This is a genomic window from Micromonospora sp. CPCC 206061, from assembly GCF_036906915.1.
GTDB lineage: Bacteria > Actinomycetota > Actinomycetes > Mycobacteriales > Micromonosporaceae > Phytohabitans.
This window is the reverse complement of sequence record NZ_JBAKHX010000017.1, coordinates 105984-111983: the sequence shown is the minus strand read 5'-3', so window position 1 is coordinate 111983 and position 6000 is coordinate 105984. Positions and strand designations below refer to the sequence as shown.

Sequence of the window (6000 nt, the reverse complement as noted above, 5' to 3'; positions counted from 1 at the left end):
CGCCCCCGACTCCAAGATCCGCCACCCCGATTACACGATCAAGGTTGCGTGACGCGGCACTAGTACGAAAGAGATGCCCGCGTTGCCGTCCACGGTCGGAGACGGTTCGTATGGAAGATGATGTGAGCCGGAGGCACCGCCACGGCGGTCGGTGGCAACCGGCGGGTTGTCAGCGGTTGCTGAGCAGGGTCCGTGCGAGCTCCGCCGGGTCGCTCAGGCGTGGCAGCGGGACCAGGTCGACGCTATGGGGCTCGTTGGGTGGTGGAGCGGCGCGGCGACGTTGCGGAATCTCGATGGCCGGGGCGCCGTCGGTGCTGAGTCCGGCCGGGGCGTGGCCGGCGGCGCGCAGTGCGGCGAGGGTTTCGGCCTGTGGTCTCGCGCTGGCGAGCACGGTCGGTGCGAGCCGGACCAGGTGCAGGCTCTGCAACGAGCGGGTGTTGAGGATTTCGGTGAGGAGGACCTCGTCCTCACTGCAGAGGCAGCAGCCGGTTGGGCGTACTTGAACCCGGCCGTACCGGCGGGCCACGTCGTCGATCAGGTAGGCGAGGGTCTGCGGCACGCGGCCACCGTCGGCCACCTCGGTGATCCGGGTGAGCAGCTCGGCGGGGGTGCTTCCGGCGTCGACTGCGGCGCGGATGCTGGCTGGTGAGAAACGCCAGGTCCAGGCGCCACTGCGGGACTCCGGCGCGGCCATGCTGTCCAGCAGTGCCAGCAGGTTGGCCGACGGGGTGCCGGTCACGACCGCGGTGAGGTCGTTCTGGAGCAGAACGAAGCTGCGGTTTCGGGGCAGCATGGCCTCGGCGTGGCGAAGGGCCGCGACCGGGTCACCGGTCACCAGGCTGCGGCAGAACCTGGTCACGGTTCCGTGTGCGAGCAGACCGAGCCGGTGCGCTTCCCGCCAAATGCCGGTGGTGTACCGGTGGAGATCCTCGTCGGTCTGATCGGTCAGGATGGGGCTCTGCCAGGCCAGTCGGTCGGCGAGCGTGGCGGGGTCGGTGGCCTGCCCTTCGGGTACTGCATCGACGAGAGTGCGTAAGGTCAAGGACCGCAGGCCCGTCAACGTCATCTCCTCATCCTCGTCCCAGTAGAGGAGACGGGGAGACGTCGTGTTGGGGTCGGTCGGAGCGAGCGGGCACGCAGGCATCGCCAGCCAGGTCTGGACGATGTCGAGCAGCTGGGCGGCGGGTTCTGCGGCGGTGAACTCGTCGTAGCTCAGGGCGGGGGTGATTCCGCCGTGGGAGGCATCGGTGAGGCCGCCCGCGGCGAGCAGTTCGATCGTCAGGCGGGTACGGTCCTCGTCCTGGTCGGACGACTTGGCGAGCCGGCGCAGTTCGCGTACGCCGAGGCCGCCAGTCTTGAGCAGGGGCACCGGGCCGGCGCTCATGGTCTCGACGATCGCGGTGATCGCGGCGAGGGTCTCGGAGGCGGCGGCCGCGGCCTCCCGTTCGGCGGCCTCCAGATCCGCCGGCGTGACAGATACCGCGGGCGGCTTCGGGTCGAACGGGGCGACGCGGCCCTCCCGCAGCGCGATGGCGACCTCGCGGGGTATCCCGTCGATGCCCCACGCGGACCTGACGACGAGACCGCGCTCGGCGGCCCACGGCAGCGCCGTCCCTGGCGAGCCGTAGATGATCCCTCCTCGCAGGTCGAAGGGTGAGGCCGGCCGCCGAGCGAGGGCGGCGAGCTGGGCGTGGACCTCGGCGGGGGCCTGCGCCGCGAGTCCGCGCACGTTTTCCGGCTGGGCCAGCCAACTGGCCAGCGAAGCGATCAATTCGTCCTTGCCGCGGCCGGCGGTCGGGATGCCGTACAGCTTTGCCAGCTTGCGCAGCTCGTTCATGTTCTGCGTGGTCAGTAGCTCAGCAGCGCTGGGCCCGAGCTCAAGCGGGTACGGCCAGACCGCGCTCAGGTGTGCCGCGGCAAGGCCGCCAGCGTGCGGCCAGATGAGCACGAGTTCGGTGAGCCGGCGCAGCGCCGCGGCCAGGTCCTGATCGTCCTCCGCCACGCCCACCAGCGCCGCCAGCCGGGCGGTGGTGCACTCCACGCCCAGTGCTGCGGCCGCTTCGGCCGCTTGCAGCTGCGGTAGCGTAAGAAGCCCACAAGCCGCAGCCATCGATGATGGGTGTAGGAGCCGCGCCGCAAGCTGATCGGTGGTCTTCGGCGCGGGCTCGACAGTCGCGTCGCGACGATTCGTGGCCAGAGCGGTGAGCTGATCCAATGTCAGGGTGCGAAGGTGAGCGGCGAGAGACTGCACCGGCCCAACCTACGGCGTACCGGGTCGACCCCGCAGGCGACGGTACCAGGCACTTAGCCCTGCTGGTGCAACCTCCGTACCCGCGGTGTGTGACGAACCGGCCCGCGTATTCCGATCGAGCTGGTGTCACTCTCGCGGGTCGATCACCGGGATCCCCGCGTCCTTCGCCGCAGCCGCCAGCCGGTCATCGTAGGTGGCCATGCCGTCCAGATCGAGGCCGAGCACCTTCGCGGTGGCGAGATGAATCGCGTCCACCGACCGCAGCATCCGGTCCGGTTCGTTCATCACCGCGTCCACGACCTCATCGTCGATGTTTACGTAGTCGAAGGCCAGCAGGAGTGCCCTCGCATCCGGCAGGGCCGCCGGCATAACCCGGTTGACGGCCCGGATTACCTCGATCCGCAGCAACGTCGAACTGACCCACGAGGCGCCCGCGCTTTCGTCGTAGAACGCGGCCAACGCGTGGGAATGGCTCTCCTCGGCCAGCAACTTGAGCGCTGCGGAAGTGTCGATGTAGTAGGTGCTCACCAGCGTTCCTCGTCGCGCAGTGCCGCGAGGGCGTCGCCGAGCCGGTCGGTGCCGTCCTCGGCTCGCATCCGCGGCCGAAAACCTGGCCGTACCGCCAAACGCGCCCGACCCGCTTCGACCAAGCGGTCCAACACCGGCGTCGGCTGACGCTCACCTACCGGCACGATCCGCGCCACCAGCTTGCCGTACTCCGTCACGTCGATCGTCTCGTCGCTCCGCGCCGGTTACTCACCGGTAAGGTATCGGGCGAGGCGCTCGGCGTTGAGTGCCCGCACAGCGCCGTCGACGGCCTCCTTGTCGGACAGGTCGACGCCACGGACGGCCAGCTCCGCGGCGATCTGCTTGGCCGGCCCCCAGGCGGTCGTGTCGTCGAACGCCTCAATGAACCCGGGAAGGTAGGTGTCGACGGCCGCGACCACCGGGGCGATCCACACGGGGTCGACACCGCGACGGCTCAGGGCGAACCGTATCCAGCAGCGCAACACTTCCGGCAGCGCGGCACGCTGCCCAGCGTCCAGAACCCCCTTGCGGGGCAGCCAGTCGGTCAGGAATAGCTCGACCCAGTCCGGGCTCCAGCACAACGGGCCGGTGGCCATGTAGCCCTCGCCGTAGTCGAGAAACAGCTCGGCCAGCGACCGGCCAACCGTATCGTCGAGATCGGTGGTGTCCGCCGCGAAGTCGTCCAGCAGCCTGTCACGGTCCACATCGCTCAGCGGCTGCCGATCGGGCCAGTCGGGAAGGTGCGGCCGGCACCGTGACCACGCCATGGCCCGCAGGTCGACGAAGTCCTCGTCGTCCTGCCGAGGGAAGGTCATGTCGGTGATCCGCAGGGCATGGGCCAACTCGGCCAGCGTCTCGGTGACCGGACACTCGACCATCGGCATCGGCACCTCGCCAGGCTCCCGAAGCCGTTCCCAGGACAGGGCCGCGCCGGGCTCAAGCAGTGCCAGTTTCTCGACCAGCACACCCCCGACGTGCACGATTTGAGCCATCAGCGTGTGCGGAACCGGACCGCCGTACTCGACGAACAGCACGTGTTCGCTGTCCCACGCATCCACCGCCCGCCACGACGCGACCGGTTCGAACGGCGGTACGTCCGACCACGGCGGAGGCGGCTGGCTGCCCGACAGGATATTGATGGTGCCATCCAGCATCGACACCTCGCTGGGCGCAGCGACACGTCGCATTGCCGCGACGGCGGCCAGCCCGTGCGGCGAGGGCCGGCTCGAGGCACGCCCGATCACCTCCAGGCACAACTGCCGCTCCGGCTCCCGCTCGCCGATCCCGGCGGCCAGCCACGCCCGACCAAGCCAACCGCTGGCCCACTGCTCGACCCCGAGCACACCTTCCTCGCTCGTCAGCGAGGCAGCGTCACGCAACAGGCGATCCGACAACCGCAGCTCACGCGCAGGACGCTGCGGGCGCTTCGCCCTCCCCCGCCCAGCCGGACGGCCACGACTCTTCGGCACACCCCAAGTCCACCACACCCGGCCCACAACCTCCGACACTGTAGAACGCGACCCGCCGTCGGGACACCGATCAGGCAGCAGCATCCAAGAACCGCTGTTATTCGGCCCCCGAAGCGGAGTCGCCCGCTCGCGACGCCCTCCGTTTGGGTATCCGTTTCGGGTGGACCGCCGGGGACTCGAACCCCGAACCTACGGATTAAAATCGCCGGTTAGCGTGATCGTGGGTGGTGAGCCGTAGAGCGACTGACCAGATCGGAGCGGTCATGAGCTGCGATAGTGCGGTAGGCGAAACGGGATGCGTCGAAGCTCCGAGCCTTTAGAGATCCACGGAACTCAGCAGCTCTAGCAGCATGTCAGTGTTGTCGATGGCCACCTGTAGCACTTTGCGTGCTTCGGGCAGCTTCCCTGCCTGTGCGGCCAACTGGGGCACAGCCCCGGCCGCAACGGCGCCCCGGGCCACGGCGATAACGCATACCCACAGCCTGGATCCAGCCTGCACCAGGTGCTGTCTATCCGGGTCTGGAAACCGCCAGCGGCGGCGGTCCATGCGAGGCGCTGCCGTTAGCCTGGTGTGGTGTTGGAGCCTGACGCAGTCGCGCTGGGCGTCGCCGCGGCGCGACGCCTTGCCGAGCTGGGCCGTACGGCGATCCGGCCCGGGTTGACCGACCGCGAATTCGACGAGGTGCAGCAGCGGTTCGGGTTCCAGTTCGCGGATGACCATCGCGCGTTTCTGGCCGAAGGGTTGCCGGTATGGACCGAGGGCGACGACGACCTAGACAAGACCACTGACCTGGGCTGGCCGGACTGGCGCGACGGGGATCCGGGGCGACTGCGCGCGCACCTCGACTTCGCTGAAGACGGGGCGCTAACCGCCGTCGAAAACGGCTACTGGCACCCGTGGTGGCGCGATGAGCGGCCGGCCGACGTCACGGATGCGCTGCGATTGGCGCGTGAACGCCTGGCCGCTGACGGCCCGCTGGTGCCACTGTATGTACATCGGTTCTTGCCTTCCGGCCGGGGCGGCTGGGGGCACCCGGTGCTGTCGGTCTGGGGCGTCGATGTCATTTACTACGCCGCCGACCTGCTCGACTACATCGACCGCGAGTTCAACGTGAACGACGACCCAGACGCCGAAACCAAGCCCTGGCCCGAGGCCCGGGTGCGGTATGCGCAGACATTCTGGGTGCAGATCGCCGACTGGAGTCGTAACGGATGCCCAGTCCTGCCGGGCTGAAATCGGCCCCGTGCGCCAAAGACCGACAAGGACGACGACTCGCTGTCACAGGCGAGCCAGCAAGCGAGGCTCATACCGGACCGTCCAGCCATCGGCCGCCGCCCGACTCCCAACCGCCACCACTGCGTCTGAACCGCCCTCGGCACGGTGAACCAGCCCGGTGACGGCAACTTGCTCGGCCATGACCGCACCGAAACACACACAGGCGCACCAAACGACCGATCGGCACAGAGTCCACCCACTTGAGCGAGCCGGCCGGCCAAAGCAGAGGCCACACCCTTCCCCGCCCGCCAGCGCGGCCCAACCGCCGGTCGACGAATGAATGCGTCGCGGCGAGCACTGCGGACCCTGCAGCAACACCGGCATGGTCGTGCGGGCCGGCGGAGACGACCCGGACCACCTCGTGCACGGCGTGGTCAGTGCCCCGCCCAGGCGACGCTCTACAAGGTCGAAGCGGTCCACTGAGGCAAATCTTTGGCCTGTACGTTGTCCGACTGGATGGAGCTGGACCGCGCCCG

Annotated in this window: 6 protein-coding genes; 1 reads left to right on the top strand and 5 read right to left on the bottom strand. The window is 68.9% G+C overall.

Annotation, left to right across the window (positions count from 1 at the left end; translation table 11 throughout):
• Positions 1–169: 169 nt before the first annotated feature.
• The 5 genes from V6V89_RS15155 to V6V89_RS41730 all read right to left on the bottom strand — a co-directional run bounded on the left by V6V89_RS15155 (position 170) and on the right by V6V89_RS41730 (position 4795).
• Entirely contained in the window at positions 170–2041 is a 1872-nt protein-coding gene (locus V6V89_RS15155) for a helicase-associated domain-containing protein (protein ID WP_334619736.1), read from the bottom strand.
• Positions 2042–2377: 336 nt separating this feature from the next.
• On the bottom strand, positions 2378–2779 hold the full coding sequence (locus V6V89_RS15150) for a type II toxin-antitoxin system VapC family toxin (RefSeq protein ID WP_334619735.1): 402 nt from the start codon (positions 2777–2779) through the stop codon (positions 2378–2380).
• Positions 2776–2976, bottom strand: a complete 201-nt coding sequence (locus V6V89_RS15145) for a hypothetical protein (RefSeq protein ID WP_334619734.1) — start codon at positions 2974–2976, stop codon at positions 2776–2778. Before V6V89_RS15145 ends, V6V89_RS15150 begins: the two co-directional genes overlap by 4 nt.
• Before the next feature lie 27 nt (positions 2977–3003).
• Entirely contained in the window at positions 3004–4158 is a 1155-nt protein-coding gene (locus tag V6V89_RS15140; protein ID WP_334619733.1) for a hypothetical protein, read from the bottom strand.
• A gap of 406 nt (positions 4159–4564) precedes the next feature.
• Positions 4565–4795 (bottom strand): DUF6245 family protein, encoded by a 231-nt coding sequence (locus V6V89_RS41730; protein WP_442935144.1) that lies wholly within the window; start codon positions 4793–4795, stop codon positions 4565–4567.
• A 27-nt stretch (positions 4796–4822) separates the two neighbouring features.
• Here V6V89_RS41730 and V6V89_RS15135 point away from each other — a divergent pair, with 27 nt between their 5' ends.
• A complete protein-coding gene (locus V6V89_RS15135; RefSeq protein ID WP_334619732.1) occupies positions 4823–5482 on the top strand; it encodes a hypothetical protein in 660 nt (219 codons plus the stop codon).
• Positions 5483–6000: the final 518 nt, after the last annotated feature.